The organism is Methylobacterium sp. AC690, from assembly GCF_979256535.1.
This window is the reverse complement of record NZ_CEEDOX010000003.1, coordinates 39,335-54,403: the sequence shown is the minus strand read 5'-3', so window position 1 is coordinate 54,403 and position 15,069 is coordinate 39,335. Positions and strand designations below refer to the sequence as shown.

Annotated in this window: 17 protein-coding genes; 10 read left to right on the top strand and 7 right to left on the bottom strand. The window is 70.8% G+C overall.

What is annotated here, in order from left to right; translation table 11 throughout:
* Positions 1-84 precede the first annotated feature (84 nt).
* Complete coding sequence (gene tpiA, locus AC0IY1_RS04370) at positions 85-849, bottom strand: triose-phosphate isomerase (protein WP_055955300.1); 765 nt, start codon at positions 847-849, stop codon at positions 85-87.
* Between the two features lie 177 nt (positions 850-1,026).
* Here tpiA and AC0IY1_RS04365 point away from each other — a divergent pair, with 177 nt between their 5' ends.
* The 7 genes from AC0IY1_RS04365 (at position 1,027) to AC0IY1_RS04335 (ending at position 8,913) form a co-directional block, all read left to right on the top strand.
* Positions 1,027-2,931 carry a peptidylprolyl isomerase gene (locus AC0IY1_RS04365; protein WP_055955303.1) on the top strand — a complete coding sequence of 635 codons (1,905 nt, stop codon included), beginning with the start codon at positions 1,027-1,029 and terminating at the stop codon, positions 2,929-2,931.
* 7 nt (positions 2,932-2,938) lie between these two features.
* A complete protein-coding gene (gene trpE, locus AC0IY1_RS04360) occupies positions 2,939-4,462 on the top strand; it encodes an anthranilate synthase component I (protein WP_055955306.1) in 1,524 nt (507 codons plus the stop codon).
* 117 nt (positions 4,463-4,579) lie between these two features.
* On the top strand, positions 4,580-5,194 hold the full coding sequence (locus AC0IY1_RS04355; protein WP_055955309.1) for an anthranilate synthase component II: 615 nt from the start codon (positions 4,580-4,582) through the stop codon (positions 5,192-5,194).
* A 64-nt stretch (positions 5,195-5,258) separates the two neighbouring features.
* Complete coding sequence (trpD, locus tag AC0IY1_RS04350) at positions 5,259-6,284, top strand: anthranilate phosphoribosyltransferase (protein ID WP_055955312.1); 1,026 nt, start codon at positions 5,259-5,261, stop codon at positions 6,282-6,284.
* Positions 6,285-6,293: 9 nt separating this feature from the next.
* Positions 6,294-7,163 (top strand): indole-3-glycerol phosphate synthase TrpC, encoded by an 870-nt coding sequence (gene trpC / locus AC0IY1_RS04345; protein WP_082513145.1) that lies wholly within the window; start codon positions 6,294-6,296, stop codon positions 7,161-7,163.
* An 8-nt stretch (positions 7,164-7,171) separates the two neighbouring features.
* Positions 7,172-7,657: a cyclic pyranopterin monophosphate synthase MoaC gene (gene moaC / locus AC0IY1_RS04340; protein WP_055955316.1), complete on the top strand. Its 486-nt coding sequence runs from the start codon at positions 7,172-7,174 to the stop codon at positions 7,655-7,657.
* Positions 7,658-7,662: 5 nt separating this feature from the next.
* Positions 7,663-8,913 carry a molybdopterin molybdotransferase MoeA gene (locus AC0IY1_RS04335; RefSeq protein WP_055955320.1) on the top strand — a complete coding sequence of 417 codons (1,251 nt, stop codon included), beginning with the start codon at positions 7,663-7,665 and terminating at the stop codon, positions 8,911-8,913.
* A 13-nt stretch (positions 8,914-8,926) separates the two neighbouring features.
* Here the strand turns inward: AC0IY1_RS04335 and AC0IY1_RS04330 are convergent, their stop codons facing one another.
* The 3 genes from AC0IY1_RS04330 to AC0IY1_RS04320 form a co-directional block, all read right to left on the bottom strand.
* The gene (locus AC0IY1_RS04330) at positions 8,927-9,061 is read right to left on the bottom strand and encodes a hypothetical protein (RefSeq protein ID WP_471767995.1); all 135 of its coding nucleotides are present in this window, start codon (positions 9,059-9,061) and stop codon (positions 8,927-8,929) included.
* An 84-nt stretch (positions 9,062-9,145) separates the two neighbouring features.
* The gene (locus AC0IY1_RS04325; protein WP_055955323.1) at positions 9,146-10,306 is read right to left on the bottom strand and encodes a hypothetical protein; all 1,161 of its coding nucleotides are present in this window, start codon (positions 10,304-10,306) and stop codon (positions 9,146-9,148) included.
* A 3-nt stretch (positions 10,307-10,309) separates the two neighbouring features.
* Positions 10,310-11,680, bottom strand: a complete 1,371-nt coding sequence (locus AC0IY1_RS04320) for an RsmB/NOP family class I SAM-dependent RNA methyltransferase (protein WP_082513146.1) — start codon at positions 11,678-11,680, stop codon at positions 10,310-10,312.
* A 144-nt stretch (positions 11,681-11,824) separates the two neighbouring features.
* Between AC0IY1_RS04320 and AC0IY1_RS04315 the strand changes: the two genes are divergently transcribed.
* Together AC0IY1_RS04315 and AC0IY1_RS04310 are read left to right on the top strand one after the other, a co-directional pair.
* Positions 11,825-12,052 (top strand): DUF1674 domain-containing protein, encoded by a 228-nt coding sequence (locus AC0IY1_RS04315; protein ID WP_055955498.1) that lies wholly within the window; start codon positions 11,825-11,827, stop codon positions 12,050-12,052.
* 75 nt (positions 12,053-12,127) lie between these two features.
* Positions 12,128-12,436 carry a cupin domain-containing protein gene (locus AC0IY1_RS04310; RefSeq protein ID WP_055955326.1) on the top strand — a complete coding sequence of 103 codons (309 nt, stop codon included), beginning with the start codon at positions 12,128-12,130 and terminating at the stop codon, positions 12,434-12,436.
* Between the two features lie 51 nt (positions 12,437-12,487).
* Here AC0IY1_RS04310 and AC0IY1_RS04305 read toward each other — a convergent pair whose 3' ends face one another.
* From AC0IY1_RS04305 to AC0IY1_RS04295, 3 genes are all read right to left on the bottom strand, one after another.
* On the bottom strand, positions 12,488-13,018 hold the full coding sequence (locus AC0IY1_RS04305) for a L,D-transpeptidase (protein WP_055955329.1): 531 nt from the start codon (positions 13,016-13,018) through the stop codon (positions 12,488-12,490).
* A gap of 194 nt (positions 13,019-13,212) precedes the next feature.
* Positions 13,213-13,878, bottom strand: a complete 666-nt coding sequence (gene bluB, locus AC0IY1_RS04300; RefSeq protein ID WP_055955333.1) for a 5,6-dimethylbenzimidazole synthase — start codon at positions 13,876-13,878, stop codon at positions 13,213-13,215.
* Positions 13,879-13,954: 76 nt separating this feature from the next.
* Entirely contained in the window at positions 13,955-14,227 is a 273-nt protein-coding gene (locus AC0IY1_RS04295) for a DUF6894 family protein (protein WP_055955336.1), read from the bottom strand.
* A 430-nt stretch (positions 14,228-14,657) separates the two neighbouring features.
* Between AC0IY1_RS04295 and AC0IY1_RS04290 the strand changes: the two genes are divergently transcribed.
* Positions 14,658-15,032 (top strand): DUF2794 domain-containing protein, encoded by a 375-nt coding sequence (locus AC0IY1_RS04290; RefSeq protein WP_055955339.1) that lies wholly within the window; start codon positions 14,658-14,660, stop codon positions 15,030-15,032.
* The last annotated feature ends 37 nt before the right edge of the window (positions 15,033-15,069 follow it).

The following is a 15,069-nucleotide window of genomic DNA, read 5'->3' as shown; positions in this document are numbered from 1 at the left end:
GCCTCCTGGGCCACTCCTGCCGGAGCCGGACTGTCACGGTCCGGCTGCGGACGTCCGCTGCAGTGGACTGTCCGGGCCCGATCCCTAGCGCAGGTAGGCGCGGGCGATGCCGAGGAAGTCGTCGGCCACCAGGCTGGCGCCGCCCACCAAGGCGCCGTCGACGTTCTCCACCGCCATCAGCTCGCGGGCGTTGCTCGGCTTGACGGAGCCGCCATAGAGGATGCGCACCGCCTGTGCCTCGGCGCCGATGAGCTGGCCGAGCATCTCGCGCAGCGAGGCGTGAACCTCGGCGATGTCGGCCGGGGTCGGCGTCAGGCCGGTGCCGATCGCCCAGACCGGCTCGTAGGCGATGACGGTGTCCTTGGCGGAGGCGCCCTTCGGCACGCCGATCGCGAGCTGCGCGCGAACGATGTCGAGGGTCCGGCCCTCCTCGCGCTCTTCCTTGGTCTCGCCGACGCAGATGATGCCGCAGAGACCCGCGCGGCGGGCCGCCAGCGCCTTGGCGTGGACGCCGTCATCGGTCTCGTGGTGGTAGGCCCGGCGCTCGGAATGGCCGACGATGACGTAGGTGGCGCCGAGATCGGCCAGCATCTCCGCCGAGATGCTGCCGGTGAAGGCGCCGTTCGGCTTGGCGTGCAGGTTCTGGCCGCCGATGGCGATCGGCGAGCCGTAGGCGGCGGCGACGCAGGACGCGATCAGCGTGGAGGGCGGGCAGATGAGGACGTCGACCGTGTCGAGCAACGCCGCGGTCAGGCCGCTCCGCACGGCCTCCACGACGGCGACAGAGCTGCGCAGGCCGTTCATCTTCCAGTTGCCGGCAACCAGCGGCCGTCGCCCCGACTTCGTCATCCCGTTCCTCGCTGATATGGCTTCGCTTCGCGGTCGCGCCGGCCCTAACAGAGCCTCAGGAAGGGCGCAAACCGCGAACGCCCTTTGCGGTGACAGCGCGGATGGTCTATCGCGGGCGACCTTCCCAGGAATGACGGGGCGCTTCCGGCGCCCACGCGACGGGTACCCGGACGTTCGATGCTGCAGAACATGCGCAAGGCCAGCCAGCACTGGCTCGGCAAGATCATCCTCACGGTGGTCTTCACCTTCCTGATCGCCGGCGTGGCGATCTTCGGTGTCGAGGAGTTCTTCCGGGCGGGCTCGTCCACCAGCGTGGCCACCGTGGGCCGGGCGCAGATCTCCGCCGAGACCGTGCGCAGCGCCTATCAGAACCAGCTCCAGCGCTACCAGAGCCAGACCCGCCGCACCCTGACGCCCGACCAGGCGCGGGCGCTCGGCATCGACCGTCAGGTCCTGGCGCAGCTCGTGAGCGAAGCCTCCCTCGACCAGCAGACCGCGGCCCTCGGCCTGAGCATCCCCGATGCGGCCGTGCTGCGCGCGATCCAGGAGGAGAAGAGCTTCCAGGGCGCCGACGGCAAGTTCGATCCCGCCCTGTTCTACCAGACGCTCCAGCGGGCCGGCATCAACGAGGCGACCTTCGTGCGCGAGCAGCGCTCGGTCGCCGCCCGCCTGCAGCTCGCCGAGGCGGTCGCCGCCGACCTGCATGTCCCCGAGGCGCTGCGCGAGGCGGTGCACCGCTACACCACCGAGCGCCGTTCGGTCGCCCTGATGATGCTGCCGCCCTCCGTGGCGGGGGACATCCCGGCCCCCTCCGAGGAGGCGGTGAAGGCGTATTACGAGGACAACAAGTTCGCCTTCCGCGCGCCGGAAGCCCGCGCCGTCACCCTGCTGGTCCTGGACCCGCAGGCGATGGCCAAGCCGGAGGCCGTGACCGCCGAGGAGATCGCCCAGCGCTACGAGTCCGAGAAGGCGCGCTACGGGACGCCGGAGCGTCGCACGATCCAGCAGATCGTCTTCCCGGATCAGGCCGCCGCCGAGGCGGCCCGCAAGGCGATCGAGGCCGGTGAGAAGCCGTTCGAGACGGCCGCCGCCGAGACCGGCGCCGATGCGAAGAACCTCTCGCTCGGGACGCTGTCGAAGGCGGAGCTGTTCGATCCCGCCGTGGCGGATGCGGCCTTCAGCCTGCCGCTGAACACGGTGAGCGCACCGGTGAAGGGCCGCTTCGGCACCGTTCTCCTGCGTGTCACCGCCATCGCGCCGGAGACGGTGAAGCCGCTGGCCGACGTCTCCGCGGACATCGCCAAGACCATCGCCCTGGAGCGCGCCAACAGCGGCCTCGACACGACGCACGACGCGATCGAGGACCAGCGCGCCAACTCGAAGCCCCTGGCCGACATCGCCAAGGAGCGCGACCTGCCGCTGACGACCATCCCGGCCGTCACCGCGCAGGGCCTCGATCCCGCGGGCAAGACCGTCGAGGGCATCCCGGATCGCGACACCACCCTGACCGCCCTGTTCCGGGCCGAGATGGGCGGCGACAACGAGCCCCTGCGCACCAAGACCGGGGGATACGTCTGGTACGACGTGACCGGCATCGACCGGGCCCATGACAAGCCCCTCGACGAGGTGCGCGACGAGGTCGTCGCCCGCTGGCGCGCCGCCGAGGTCCAGAGCCGCCTCCTCGCCAAGGCCAAGGAGCTGTCGGCGCGCCTCGACAAGGGCGAGACCGTCGAGGCCCTCGCGGCGGAAGCGGGCCTGAACGTCCAGACCCTCACCGACCTGGCCCGCAACCAGGCCCAGGGCGATCTGACGGCCGAGGTGGTCAACCGCGTCTTCGCGACGGCGGTCGAGAAGTCGGCCTCCGCCGAGGCCGGCGAGAGTCGCGCCCTGTTCAAGGTCACCGCTGCGACGATGCCCGCCTTCGTTCCCGGCTCGCCGGAGGACGAGGCGATTACCAAGCGCTTCCAGCCCACCATCGCCGACGATGTCCTGGGCCAGTACATCGGCGACGTGCAGACCTCGGTGGGCGTGACCATCAACCAGGCGGCCTTCCGCCGGGCGATCGGCGGCGGCGAGTACTGAGCCGACGATGTCTGAGGACTCCGCCTTCACGGCCTTCGTCGAAGCCTACGAGGCGGGTCGTCCCACCCTCCTCAACATCACCCTGGTGGCGGACCTCGAAACGCCCGTCGCCGCCTTCCTGAAGCTGCGGGCGCAGCATTCCGGCACGGCCTTCCTGCTCGAATCGGTCGAGGGCGGCGTCGTCCGCGGACGCTACTCGATGATCGGGCTCGACCCCGACCTGGCCTGGCGCTGCCGCGAGGGCCGGGCGGAGATCGCGCGCGGTCCCGACCTGTCGGTCTTCGCGCCCGAGGCAGCGGCGCCCCTGGCGAGCCTGCGGGACCTGATCGCCGAGAGCGCGATCGGCGCGGAGCGCGACGCGGAGGTGCTGCCGCCGATGGCGGCCGGCCTGTTCGGCTACCTCGGCTACGACATGGTCCGGGCCATGGAAACCCTCGGTCGCCCGAACCCCGATCCGCTCGGCGTGCCGGACGCGATCCTCGTGCGACCGCGCCTGATGGTGGTCTTCGACTCGGTTCGCGACCTGATCACCGTGGTCGGCCCGGTCCGCCCGGCCGCCGGGGTCGGCGCACGCGCCGCCTACGAGGCGACCCTGGCTCGGCTGGAGCGGGTGGCCGAGATCCTCGAAGGCCCCCTCCCCGTCGAGGCGCGGATCGACCCGCGCGCCATCGCGCATCCCGAGCCCGTTTCGAACACCACACCGGACGAATACCTGGGGATGGTCGCCCGGGCCAAGGAGTACATCGTCGCCGGCGACGTCTTCCAGGTCGTGCTGTCGCAGCGCTTCGAGGCGCCCTTCACCCTGCCGGCCCTCGCCCTGTACCGGTCGCTGCGCCGGACCAACCCGGCGCCGTTCCTGTGCTACCTCGATTTCGAGGCGTTTCAGCTCGTCTGCTCCTCGCCGGAAATCCTGGTTCGGGTCCGTGACGATCGCGTCACGATCCGGCCGATCGCCGGCACGCGTCGGCGCGGCGCCACGCCCGCCGAGGACAAGGCGCTGGCCGAGGAACTGCTGGCCGATCCGAAGGAGCGCTCCGAGCACCTCATGCTGCTCGACCTCGGCCGCAACGACGTCGGCCGCGTCGCGCGGATCGGCAGCGTCACGGTCACGGGTTCGTTCTTCCTCGAATTCTACAGCCAGGTCATGCACATCGTCTCGAACGTCGAGGGCGACCTCGACCCGAAGCACGATGCGCTCGCGGCCCTCGCCGCCGGCTTTCCGGCCGGAACCGTCTCCGGTGCCCCGAAAGTGCGGGCCATGGAGATCATCGACGAGCTCGAGCACGAGAAGCGCGGCCCCTACGGCGGCTGCATCGGCTATTTCGGCGCGCGCGGCGAGATGGACACCTGCATCGTGCTCCGCACAGCCCTGGTGAAGGACGGCCGCATGCACGTGCAGGCCGGCGCGGGCATCGTCTACGATTCCGACCCGGCCTCCGAGCAGCAGGAATGCGTCAACAAGGCCAAGGCCCTGTTCCGGGCGGCCGAGGATGCGGTGCTGTTCGCGAGCCGGGCCCGGCGGGGGCAGTAGCGCCCGGTGCGGGCGGGGGCGACCCCGATCCGTCGACATGGATGCGTCGACCCCGGATGTGTTGACCCCTCGCGGGAGTCCGGTCAAACCGCTTCCATGCCTGCGCGTGAGCCGCCCATGTCCGACGTCCTCGTCATCGACAACTACGATTCCTTCACCTGGAATCTCGTCCACCTGATCGGCCCCCTCTGCGGTTCGATCGACGTGGTGCGCAACGACGCCATCACCACCGCGGAGATCCGTGCCCGTCGGCCCGACGCCGTGGTGCTGTCGCCCGGACCGTGTTCGCCGAACGAGGCCGGCATCTGCCTCGACGTGGTCAAGGACCTCTCGGCCGAGATCCCGATCTTCGGCGTCTGTCTCGGGCTCCAGGCCATCGGGCAGGCTTTCGGCGGAGACGTCGTGCGGGCCCCGGCACCGATGCACGGCAAGGTCTCCAGCATCCAGCACCGGGCCTCCGGCATCTTCCGCGGTCTGAACGGGCCCTTCGATGCGACGCGCTATCATTCCCTGGTGGTGGAGCGCGGCGGCTGTCCGACGGACCTGACCGTGACGGCGGAGGCCGACGGCCTGATCATGGGGCTGCAGCACGCGCATCTGCCCGTGCACGGGGTCCAGTTCCACCCCGAGAGCATCCTCTCGCACCACGGTTCGCAGATCCTGCGCAATTTCCTCGACATCGCGGCGGCCTGGAACGCAACGCGTGACAAGGGCCGCGACGGCGTGCATTGACGAAGCCTGTCGCTCGTCAGGAACAATCCCGGCCTCCCGCGCCGGATCTTCACGCCCGAGACCCATGGAATCCTTCAAACCCCTCCTCGCGAAGGTCGCTACGGGTGCGAGTCTCACGCGCGACGAGGCCCGCCGGGCCTTCGACGACCTCCTGTCGGGCGAGGTGACCCCGGTCCAGGCCAGCGCCTTCCTGATGGCCCTGAAGGTCCGCGGCGAGGCGCCGGACGAGATCGTCGGGGCGGTGGAGGCCATGCGCGCCCGGATGCTGCCGGTGCGCAGCGTTCCCGGGGCCGTCGACGTCGTGGGCACCGGCGGCGATCATTCCGGCAGCTACAACGTCTCGACCCTGGCGGCGATCGTGACGGCCGCCTGCGGCGTCCCCGTGGCCAAGCACGGCAATCGCGCCGCCACCTCGCGCTCCGGGGCGGCCGACGTGCTCGCGGCCCTCGGCGTGCGCATCGGGCTCGCCCCGGACGAGCTGAGCCTCTGCCTGGCCGAAGCGGGCCTGTGCTTCATGTTCGCGCAGACGCACCACGCCGCCATGCGCCACGTGGCGCCCGTGCGGGCCGAGCTCCCGACGCGCACGATCTTCAACATGCTCGGCCCCCTGGCCAATCCGGCCGGCGTCCGGCGCCAGCTCTTCGGCGTCTCGTCGCCCGCCTGGGCCGAGCCGCTGACGGGCGTGCTGTCCGAGCTCGGCAGCGAGCGGGTCTGGACCGTTCACGGCAGCGACGGCCTCGACGAGATCACCGTCACCGGTCCCACGGCCGTGGTGGCCCTGGAGGGGGGCCGGGTCTCGCAATTCACCATCGATCCGCGCGATGTCGGGTTGCCCCTACACAGCCTGGACGCCCTGCGCGGCGGCGATCCGGCGCACAACGCCGCGGCGCTGGCCGACGTCCTCGACGGGGCGCGGAACGCGTATCGCGACATCGCCGTGCTGAATGCCGGGGCCGCCCTCGTCGTGGCCGAGGCGGCACACGCGCTCGCCGACGGCGTCGCCCGGGCGGCGCAGGCCCTCGACAGCGGCGCTGCGCGCGCCACACTACAGACGCTGGTCCGTCTCTCGAACCTTCGCTCGAACGCCTGAAAGCCCGTCATGTCCGAGCCCACGTCCGAGTCCAAATCGAAACCCGGCTTTGTCCCCGAGATCGCTCCGGCCGAGCGCAAGGACGTGCTCGCCCGCATCGAGACCTACAAGCGGCGCGAGATCGCCGAGGCGAAGCTGCGGGTGCCGCAGACGAAGCTCGAGAAGCGCATCGCCGATGTCACGGCACCGCGCGGCTTTGCCGATGCCATCGCGGCGCACATCGCGCAGAAGCGTCCCGCGCTGATCGCCGAGGTGAAGAAGGCCTCGCCCTCGAAGGGCCTGATCCGCGCCGACTTCGATCCTGCGATCCTGGCCGCGGCCTACGAGGCCGGCGGCGCCACCTGCCTCTCGGTCCTCACGGACACGCCCTCGTTCCAGGGCAAGCCCGAGTACCTCACCGAAGCGCGCGCGGCCTGCGCCCTGCCGGTCCTGCGCAAGGACTTCCTGTTCGAGCCCTACCAGGTGTTCGAGGCGCGGGCCTGGGGCGCCGATTGCATCCTCGTGATCATGGCCTGCCTCGACGACGAGGAGGCCGCCGCCCTGGTGGAGACGGCCCACGACCTCGGCATGGACGTGCTGGTCGAGGTCCACGATGCCGAGGAGTTGGCCCGGGCCCTGCCCCTCGGTACACGGCTGGTGGGCATCAACAACCGCAACCTCAAGACCTTCGAGGTCTCGTTCGAGACGGCGATCCGCCTCGCCGAGGGCGTGCCGGCCGACCGCATCGCCGTGGCCGAGAGCGGCATCGCCGGGCATGCCGACGTGGTCCGGCTGGCCGAGAACGGTCTCGATACCATCCTGGTCGGCGAGAGCCTGATGCGCGAGGCCGACGTCACCGCCGCAACCCGCCGCCTGCTCTTCGGCGACGCGAAAGCCTGAGCGCAGCGATGGCCGAACTCACTCACCTGGACGCCTCCGGCGCGGCCAACATGGTCGATGTCTCGGAGAAGGACGCGACCACGCGCACGGCGCGGGCCACCGGTTCGGTGGTCATGCTGCCCGAGACCTTGCGGCTGATCCGGGAAGGCGACGCCAAGAAGGGCGACGTCATCGGCACGGCCCGTCTCGCCGGGATCATGGCCTCGAAGCGCACCCACGAGCTCATTCCCCTCTGCCATCCCCTCCTGCTCGCGAAGGTCCGCGTCGATTGCGAGCCCGATGACAGCCTTCCGGGCCTTCGGGTCACCGCGGAGGTGAAGGTGCTGGGCCCGACCGGCGTGGAGATGGAGGCGCTGACCGCGGTCTCGGTGGCCTGCCTGACCATCTACGACATGGTGAAGGCGGCCGATCGCGGCATGCGCATCGAGGGGATCCGGCTGCTCGCCAAGGATGGGGGCCGCTCCGGCGCCTATCGCGCCGAGGATCACGCTTGAGCGGCATGTCTTCGAAGAAATCGCGGTCCGGGGGCATGATCCCGGTCGCCGAGGCGCTGGCGCGCATCCTGCAATCCATTCCGGGACCGGTCGAGACGGAGACCGTCCCGATCGGGCAGGCCGCCGGGCGTACGCTCGCGGCGGATGTGCGGGCGACCCGGACGCAACCGCCATTCCCGGCCTCGGCCATGGACGGTTACGCGGTCCACAGTGCCGACCTCGCCGAAGCACCCGCGACCCTGCGGCTCATCGGCAGCAGCGCCGCCGGCCACGGGTTCGCCGGCGTGCTGGGACGCGGTGAGGCCGTGCGGATCTTCACCGGTGCGCCGGTGCCGGAGGGGGCCGACGCCATCCTGATCCAGGAGAACGCCGAGGCGACATCCGACCGCGTGACCGGACGCGACCCCGTACCGGCGGGTCGCTTCATCCGCCCGAGCGGCCTCGATTTCCGGAGGGACGATCGCCTGCTCGCCGCCGGTGACGTGCTGGATTCGCGCCGCATCGCCCTCGCGGCTGCCGGGGGGCACGGCGCACTCCCGGTCCGGCGGCGCCCACGGGTGGCCATCCTGGCCACGGGGGACGAGTTGGTGGCGCCCGGGGAACCGGCGCGCTGGGACCAGATCGTCGCTTCGAACGGGCTCGCCGTCGCGGCCCTGGTCCGGGAGGTCGGGGCGGACGCCATCGATCTCGGGATCGCCGGCGACACGCTCGCGGCCCTCGACGACGCGATCCTGCGCGCGGTGGCGGCCGATGCGGATCTTTTGATCACGCTGGGAGGGGCCTCGGTCGGCGACCATGACCTCGTGCAATCGGCCCTGACCACCCGCGGTCTCGAACTCGGTTTCTGGCGCGTCGCGCTCCGGCCCGGCAAACCGTTGATGCACGGTCGCCTCGGCCGGATGGCCGTTCTGGGACTGCCGGGCAATCCGGTGGCCTCGGTGGTCTGCGGGCTGCTGTTCGTGGTCCCGGCGATCCGGGCCCTGCTGGGGGATCCGCGCGCGTCCGCGGATCTGTCCGAACCGGCCATCCTCGGCAGCGATCTGCCCGAGAACGACCTGCGCCAGGACTATCTCCGGTCGCGGATCGAGACGGGGCCCGACCGCATCCCGGTGGTCCATCCCGAGAACCGCCAGGATTCCTCGATGCTCTTCATCCTGGGTTCGGCCGAAGCGCTGCTCATCCGCGCGCCCCATGCACCGGCCGCCAAGGCCGGCGACCCCTGTCGCATCCTCAGGCTCGACCGGCGCCTGCTCTGAGACCCGGACGGTCTCAGACGAGGTAGAGCGTGGTCTCGGCGCGGAAGACCCGCGGGCAATGCTCGGCATCGACCCAGCGGCGTGCCTGATCGAGACTGATGCTGCGGGACTCGGCGATGTCCTGCAGGGTCATCCAGCGTGACGACATATTCGGCTCCCTCATGGTTAACGGGGCAACGGCCAAGGCTGTCGTTTGTTTCCGCCCCGAACGAAGACCGCGTCGGCGCTCAGCTCAGCGCAGGTACGTGACACTGTAGAGGGTGCGGCGCAGGGCCTCCTCGTCGACCCAGACGCGGCCATTCTCGCAGGCCTCGCGCATGCCCGATCGCATGCGGGCGCAGTACTCGCCGGTGTTGTCCTGCACCCGGTACTGGCAGCGACCGCCGATCCTTCGCCGCCCGATCACGGGACTGGCGTGATCCGCGTGCAGGTCCGGGTCCTTGGGATCGCGGTCCTCCAGGAGGTACCAGCTGTAGCCGATGGTGGGCACGCGGCGGTGGTCCAGGGCGTAATCGATCATCGCCAGGATCCGGCTGATCGCCCGCGGGCTCGGCGGCGTCCCGGAATCCCGCATCTCGACGAACTCGGCCTGATTGGCTGCCACCCGATAGGAGACCGGCAGCAGAGGCACCGGCAGGCTGGCCCGTCGACAGCGGGCATCCACATGGGCGATCCAGCCCGCATTGAAGGTGTCGGTCCGCGGATGCCGAAGGTGCGGGACCGTGCCCGCGAGGCTGCGGAAGCTCATCGGCCGGGGCGCCAGGCGGCTGCGATAGCGCAGGCGATGCAGGGTCGGCGCGGCGTAGCGGTAGCCGTCGTTGGACGGCAGGTCGCGGTCCTCGCACAGGCCATCGATGTTGTAGAGGAGCGCGGCCGTATCCTCCTCGCCCCCCTCGATCTTGTCGAAATAGGGCAGCAGCTTCGGATTCCCGAGACTCGACATCTCGGCGGCGTTGCGGCTCCAGGCGATGTCGGCGCGCCAGTTCGGATGCGCCTTCAGGTGCTCGCGGAGGGCCGGAATGGCCGTCAGGCGCTCGGGATCGGCGAAATAGTATTTCGTGGCGACGTCGAGGGGGGCGATCTGGCGCCCCAGCCGATGCGAGATCATGTCGGCGGTGGCGTAGGCGAAGCAGATGGCGCTCTCGCCCTGGTTCAGGGGCATCTCGCGCGGGGACGGCGACAGTCCGACGTCGCGCGTTCCCTCGTGCGCCGCGAAGGGAATGCTGGTCGCGACCGGCGCGCAGGTGGGATTGCGCGCGTAGGCCGGCCGCAGCGGCAGGATGCGGGGATCGACCTGCGCCCGGGCGGGCATCGCGCCCGCGGCGAGCGCTGCGAGCAGGACCAGGACCGATGCCAATCCGTGACGGGCGCCTCCGAACCGGACCGCGCGCATCGCTCAGGTCTTTCGGCGCAGCCGGCTTGCGAAGAAGCCGTCGAGGCCGCCGAGTCGCTCCGGCGTGGCGCCGTCGAGGTGGGCAGGCAGCGTCCGCAGGTCGCCCGCGGCGTCGATCGGCTCCGACAGGCCGCCGAGTTCAGCGGCCTCGACGGGGACGCGTTCGAACGCGGGGTTGCGGGTGAGGAAGGTCGCGACCTGATACTCCCCCTCCTCCCGCTCGAGGGAACAGGTGCAGTAGACGAGGCGTCCGCCGGGGCGCACCAGGGCGGCGGCCTTGTCGAACAAACGCTTCTGCAGCCCGATCAAGCGGCTGATATCGCTCTCGGTCTTGGTCCAGGCCACGTCGGGGTGGCGGCGCAGCGTGCCGGTGGCCGAGCAGGGCGCATCGAGCAGGACGGCATCGAAGGCCAGATCGTCGGGCAGCGCCAGGGCATCGCCGACGCGGATCTCCGCCTCCAGCCCGAGACGGGCGAAGTTCTGCGACAGGCGCTCCAGGCGCGGGCTGGACCGGTCCACGGCCAGAACCGAGGCGCCGGCAGCCGCGAGCTGCGCGGTCTTGCCGCCCGGAGCGGCACAGAGATCGGCGACGCGCTCTCCGGGTTGTACGGCGAGGAGCCGGGCCGGGAGGGCGGCGGCGGCGTCCTGCACCCACCACTGGCCCTCGGCGTATCCCGGCAGGTCCGCGACGGCGGCATGAACGTCGTGCAGGCGCACGCTGCCCGTCGGCAGGGCCACCCCGCCGAGGCGTTCGGCCCACGCGGCGGCCGAGCCCCGCACCGTGATGTCGAGGGCCGCGCCCTGCAGGTGAGCCGCCGCGATGGCCCGGGCCGTCTCCTCGCCGTAGGCGGCGCGCCAGCGGCGGGCGAGCCAGTCCGGGGTGTTGTCGGCCAGCGGATCGCCGGGATCGGCCACGATCTCGGACCGTTCGCGCACGATCCGACGCAGGACCGCGTTCACGAGGCCGGAGAGGTGCTGGAGTTGCGGATCGGCCTTGGCGAGGCGGACGCCGAGGTCGACGGCGGCGTGGTCCGGCACGTTCAGGTCGAGGATCTGCACGGCGCCGGTGGCCAGGAGCGCGACGAGACGCGGCTGGTCGTCGGGCAGGCCCTGCGACAGGCGCGCGGCGAGCACCCGGCGGAGAAAGCCGAGGCGGCGAAAGGTGGCGGTGGCGATGGCGCGGGCGAGGCCCGCATCGGCGGCGTCGAGGCCGGCATTCCGGCTCGCCTGCGCGAGGGCGTCCTCGAGGGCGAAGCCGCGGGTCTTGCCGATGAGGTCGGCCACCGCGCCGTGCGCGACCTGACGGGCGCCGAGCCCGGCGACGCCGCGATCGAGCGGCGCCATCGGCGCATCCGTGTTGCGGCGTGTCGTCATGAGTGCCACTTCCTAATTCATGAGCCCGCTGAGCCCGTGCCCGCCAAACCCGTGCCCGCCGAGCCAATACCCGCCAAGCCATGAGCCCGTGCGCGGCGGGCCTCCCTGCGATGCCCTTCCACCCGAGACACCGAGATGCAAGCCATGACCAGCCCGGAACCGACGGAAAACGCTGCGGATGAGGCCCCGGCCGAGGCCCGGACCCTGACCCCGGAGGCGGCGCGGGCGCTGGCGGAGGCGGCGGAGCGTCGGGCGGCGATCGATGCCCGTGCGACCGAGATCGCGGCACAGCGGGAGCGCCAGGGCCGGGGCGGCCTGGAGCCGGTGCGCTACGACGATTGGGAGATCAAGGGCATCGCCGTCGACTTCTGAGGGCACTTCGTCGCCGGAACGGCGGCGATCCCCTCCCGTTGTTCCGGCCACGGACATACCGGAGGGAGCACGACGATGGCGATCAAGGTTTCGAGCAAGAACGCGGGCGAGGGTGCGCATGGCGAGGTCGCCCTGGCCCGGGGGCAAGTGGTCGCGATGCGGATGTGGCGCGACGAATCGCCGAGCGCCGACAAGCCCATGGCCAAGCGCCCCTACGAGACCGTCGGCTACGTGATCGCCGGGCGGGCGGAGTTGATCGTCGAGGGCGAGACGGTGGTGCTCGAGCCGGGCGATTCCTGGCTGGTGCCCGAGGGCGCCGAGCACACCTACCGCATCCTCGAGGCCTTCACGGCCGTCGAGGCGACGTCGCCGCCGGCGCGCTAAACTCTGAGGAAGGCCCGCGCGGCCGTGCCGCGGTCGCGCGGGTTTGCAGGCTCAGCGGGTGACGTAGACCTGCGTGCCGACCGAGACGCGCTCGTAGAGGTCGGTGATGTCCTGGTTGTACATCCGGATACAGCCGTAGGACGCGTAGGTGCCGATCGAGTTCGGCCGGTTGGTACCGTGGATGGCGTACTCGCCACCGGCCAGGGTCATCGCCGCGACGCCCATCGGGTTCGAGGGCGAGCCGCCGGCGATGACGGCGGGCAGGCGCGGGTTGTCGCGCTTGACCTCGCGCGGCGGCGACCAGGCCGGCTCGACGTACTTGCCGTCGATCTGCGTCGCGCCGCTCCACTGCTTGCCGGGCTTGCCGACCGCGACGGGGTAGCGGATCGCTGTGCCGTCACCGTTGACGAGGTAGAGCCGGCGCTCGGCGGTGCGCACGATGATCGAACCCGGCATCACGCCGTCGTGGAAGGCCACCACCTCCCGGGCCTGGGCGGGCGCACCCAGAAGACCCGCACCGAGGGCGGCGCCCAGGATTGCCGCAGCCCACGCGCGAGGGCGAAGCTTGCCGTGCCGAACCATGACCTGTCTCTCCGAAAGCGTGACCGTTTGCCCGACCATCAATGGCGGAGGCAGGTTCGCGTTCCGGTAAAGCGAAGTGCTCGGGCGCAGTCATACCCGGGAATCCTCCGGCGCGGTAAAGCACGGCCCCCGGAATCCCTGTAAATCGTCCGCTTCGCCTTCGGACTTTCTTGACTCTGACAGTGCCCGGAAGATCAGCGCTCGATCAGGGGCATTCCGCCGTCGAGGCGCTGCTGCCAGCCATGGCGCACGAGTTCCGGGTCCTCGTGTTCCTCCACGGGGAAGCCGACGCAGAGATAGGCCACGAGGCTCCAGGCGCAGGGTACCTCCAGGGTCTCGCAGACCGTGCCGGGCTCAAGGATCGAGACCCAGCCCACGCCGAGGCCGTGGGCCCGGGCGGCGAGCCAGAAGGTCTGGACGGCCGTGACCACGGAGTAGCGCAGCATCTCCGGCATGGTCGCGCGCCCGAGGCCGTGCCCGGTGGCGGTGGCCTCGTCGCAGAACACCGCGAGATGGATGGGGGCCTCGCGCAGGCCGGCGAGCTTCAGGCGGACATAGGCCTCGCGCTGCTCGGCGGCGTAGGCCTCGGCGGCGGCGGCGTTGCAGCGCTCGAAGCTGGCGAGCACCTGGGCCCGACGTGCCGGGTCCGCCACCCGGACGAAGCGCCAGGGCTGGCTGTTGCCCACGGAGGGACTGAAGCGCGCGAGATCGAGGCAGCGGCGCAGCAGCGCCTCGTCCACCGGGTCGGTCCGAAACCGGCGCACGTCGCGGCGCCAGGCGAACAGGGTCGCGAGCGTCTGGCGAAACTCGGCATCGAAGCTGACCACGACCCGTCCCCGGCGATGAACTCGCCCCTTCATAGACGGAGTTTCTCCGCGGAGCGGAAGTTTCGCGCAAGGCCTTCCGCGATTCGACGGTCTCGACGCCGTCCGGCCCTCAGTCGGTGGGCTCACCCAGCTGAGCCTGGGGGCTCATCCACAAACCCGAGAAGGTCAGCGTCGCGGTGTAGACCGGTGCGTTGTCGGCGTTGCGGACGATGACCGTGAAGGCCTGGGCATCGGCGCCGCGATGGGGAATGGCGTCGCGCGCGATCTCCGGCAGGGCGCGCATCGCTTCGCGACGGATGTGGTCCCCGTCGATGCAGTCCTGCCCGATCGAATCCTGGAGGAACTCCCGCCCATCGTGGATATCGAAAAAGTAGCGTGCCACTCGGTTGCTCCGCTGTCGTCGTGTCAGCCCCTCTTGCGAGGAATGCACGGGTGTCTCGCGGGTTCTGTCGCGGGCGCTGGATCACCCAGGGAGACGGGGACGCCGGCACCCGTTCCGCGGCGCCTGCCAAAAAAAGGGCCGCGCTCCGAAGAGGCGGCCTGAAGTCCTTGGGTCTCGAAACCTCTGGAGTGTCGGTCCCGCCGAACCGGGCACCGTCCGAAAAGCTGGGGAGCCGTGGAGATCGGACGCCGCGTCGGGACGGGATCGACGAAGTTTCGGCCACAGGTGTCGCGCCTCATCAAGGCCGACGCTGGGCCTTATGGCGGCGAAATCGTGATGATGTGTTTCCCCGCGCCGGCGCGAATCGCCGCCCTTGCGGCCGGGAAAGCCCGGCACCATGATGAAGGATCGGTCCGCAGCAGGAGTGACGATGAGCGAGAGAACCGGTGCTGATTCGCGATTGCCCGAGGCGGCTGCCCGGGTCATCCCCTTCCCGACCGCGCCGGTCCAGCCCCAGATCGCCTTCGACCGCGCCGAGCTGCGCGTCCTCTTCAATCTCTACGGACGGATGGTATCGCAGGGCGAGTGGCGCGACTACGCCCTCGATTTCCGGCGCGACAAGGCGGTGTTCTCGATCTACCGGCGCAGCTCGGAAATGCCCCTGTACCGGGTCGAGAAGGACCCCAAGCTCGCCCGGCGCCAGGGCGCCTACGCCGTGGTCGCGGCCTCCGGCCTCGTGATGAAGCGCGGCACCGACCTGGCCCGAGTCCTGGCCGTCCTGGAGCCGCCGCTACGGGCGGTCTGACCGCACCGCCGCGTGAATGGGCTCGGAGAGATCGCCC

Excerpts from the sequence above, each read along its gene's own strand:
- AC0IY1_RS04325 (WP_055955323.1), bottom strand. The coding sequence starts at position 10,306 with ATGCGCGCGGTCCGGTTCGGAGGCGCCCGTCACGGATTGGCATCGGTC.
- trpC (WP_082513145.1), top strand. The coding sequence starts at position 6,294 with ATGTCCGAGCCCACGTCCGAGTCCAAATCGAAACCCGGCTTTGTCCCC.
- AC0IY1_RS04335 (WP_055955320.1), top strand. The coding sequence starts at position 7,663 with ATGTCTTCGAAGAAATCGCGGTCCGGGGGCATGATCCCGGTCGCCGAG.
- AC0IY1_RS04315 (WP_055955498.1), top strand. The coding sequence starts at position 11,825 with ATGACCAGCCCGGAACCGACGGAAAACGCTGCGGATGAGGCCCCGGCC.
- AC0IY1_RS04305 (WP_055955329.1), bottom strand. The coding sequence starts at position 13,018 with ATGGTTCGGCACGGCAAGCTTCGCCCTCGCGCGTGGGCTGCGGCAATC.
- AC0IY1_RS04320 (WP_082513146.1), bottom strand. The coding sequence starts at position 11,680 with ATGACGACACGCCGCAACACGGATGCGCCGATGGCGCCGCTCGATCGC.
- AC0IY1_RS04310 (WP_055955326.1), top strand. The coding sequence starts at position 12,128 with ATGGCGATCAAGGTTTCGAGCAAGAACGCGGGCGAGGGTGCGCATGGC.
- bluB (WP_055955333.1), bottom strand. The coding sequence starts at position 13,878 with ATGAAGGGGCGAGTTCATCGCCGGGGACGGGTCGTGGTCAGCTTCGAT.
- AC0IY1_RS04330 (WP_471767995.1), bottom strand. The coding sequence starts at position 9,061 with ATGTCGTCACGCTGGATGACCCTGCAGGACATCGCCGAGTCCCGCAGC.
- trpD (WP_055955312.1), top strand. The coding sequence starts at position 5,259 with ATGGAATCCTTCAAACCCCTCCTCGCGAAGGTCGCTACGGGTGCGAGT.
- AC0IY1_RS04290 (WP_055955339.1), top strand. The coding sequence starts at position 14,658 with ATGAGCGAGAGAACCGGTGCTGATTCGCGATTGCCCGAGGCGGCTGCC.
- moaC (WP_055955316.1), top strand. The coding sequence starts at position 7,172 with ATGGCCGAACTCACTCACCTGGACGCCTCCGGCGCGGCCAACATGGTC.
- trpE (WP_055955306.1), top strand. The coding sequence starts at position 2,939 with ATGTCTGAGGACTCCGCCTTCACGGCCTTCGTCGAAGCCTACGAGGCG.
- tpiA (WP_055955300.1), bottom strand. The coding sequence starts at position 849 with ATGACGAAGTCGGGGCGACGGCCGCTGGTTGCCGGCAACTGGAAGATG.
- AC0IY1_RS04355 (WP_055955309.1), top strand. The coding sequence starts at position 4,580 with ATGTCCGACGTCCTCGTCATCGACAACTACGATTCCTTCACCTGGAAT.
- AC0IY1_RS04365 (WP_055955303.1), top strand. The coding sequence starts at position 1,027 with ATGCTGCAGAACATGCGCAAGGCCAGCCAGCACTGGCTCGGCAAGATC.